This window comes from Xenorhabdus santafensis (assembly GCF_033949405.1).
In the GTDB taxonomy this organism is placed as follows: Bacteria; Pseudomonadota; Gammaproteobacteria; order Enterobacterales; family Enterobacteriaceae; genus Xenorhabdus; species Xenorhabdus santafensis.
The window spans coordinates 1-1,100 of record NZ_VCDN01000175.1 but is presented as its reverse complement, the minus strand read 5'-3'; the positions used below and the strand labels follow the sequence as shown (position 1 = coordinate 1,100).

The 1,100-nt window shown below is 39.3% G+C and carries 3 protein-coding genes; all 3 read left to right on the top strand.

Annotation, left to right across the window (positions count from 1 at the left end):
- Positions 1-78: 78 nt before the first annotated feature.
- Positions 79-417, top strand: coding sequence for a hypothetical protein (locus tag FE392_RS19695; RefSeq protein WP_319931830.1), 339 nt, complete (start codon positions 79-81; stop codon positions 415-417).
- Positions 418-509: 92 nt separating this feature from the next.
- Entirely contained in the window at positions 510-806 is a 297-nt protein-coding gene (locus tag FE392_RS19690) for a type II toxin-antitoxin system RelE/ParE family toxin (protein WP_319931829.1), read from the top strand.
- A 1-nt stretch (position 807) separates the two neighbouring features.
- Positions 808-1,092, top strand: a complete 285-nt coding sequence (locus FE392_RS19685; protein WP_319931828.1) for an addiction module antidote protein — start codon at positions 808-810, stop codon at positions 1,090-1,092.
- The last annotated feature ends 8 nt before the right edge of the window (positions 1,093-1,100 follow it).

Below are 1,100 nucleotides of genomic sequence, written 5' to 3'. Positions count from 1 at the left end.
TTTGCGCTTAAATGGCAGAATTTTTCTTTTGCGAAGCCACTCGCATTTTATTTGACTGATTGAACAAAGAAGGAACCGATGAAACTTCATTTTTCTACTGATAACGCCGCACTGCCTGAATGTGTATTAAGCGGTGAAGATATGCAACAGATGGGATTTACGCCGAATACTTTGTTTCATATCCGGCAATACAACAACGGATTGATATTGACCTTGGCTGAATCTGACCAGATCCCCCTGTCTGACGCGATGGAAAATGATCCGTATCAGGGCATTGATCGGGTGCGTGACAATGGTGAGGTGTATCTGGCTGGCGATTGGTTAACAGAAACCGGTTTGTTGGATAAACCCGGCCAAGTTGCCCTCGGCTACGGCAAAATTATGTTGATGACAGAGTCTGATTTGATACCGGTTTAATATTTTCTTATTACTAATTGCTTAGGTGTGTTAACCATGGTTGACACACCGTGTTATTCACATACAATATGATATGAGCTTCAGGGGGAAGTATGATAACCATTGAAAGGACTCAATATTTTGAAAAATGGTTAAAATCCTTAAAAGATAGGATAGCAAAGGCCAAGATCTTAATCAGAATTGAAAGAATGGAAGAGGGGAATTTTGGCGATGTTGAACCTGTTGGAGGTGGAGTCTCGGAGCTCAGAGTACATTATGGGCAAGGCTATCGTGTCTACTTTGCTAACAAAAATAATGAAATAATATTATTGCTCTGTGGCGGGGATAAAAGCAGCCAACAGGCCGATATAAAAAAAGCAAAACAACTCGCGAAAGAATGGGGATTTTAAAATGAAAACAGAGCCAAAAAAATTTGATGTCGTGGAGTTTTTAGAAACGGAAGAAGATATTCAGGCCTACTTAAATGCCGCTATCGAAGAGAATGATACAAAATATTTATTTAAAGCATTAGGCAACATTGCCAGAAGAAAAAATATCAGCCAACTCTCTAAAGAATCAGGAATAAGCCGAGAGGGGATATATAAAGCATTATCCGGTGAAGGTAACCCATCGTTTAATACGGTATACAAAATATCAAAAGCACTGGGTTTGAAACTGAATTTCACTGGGGCTTAATCAATTTT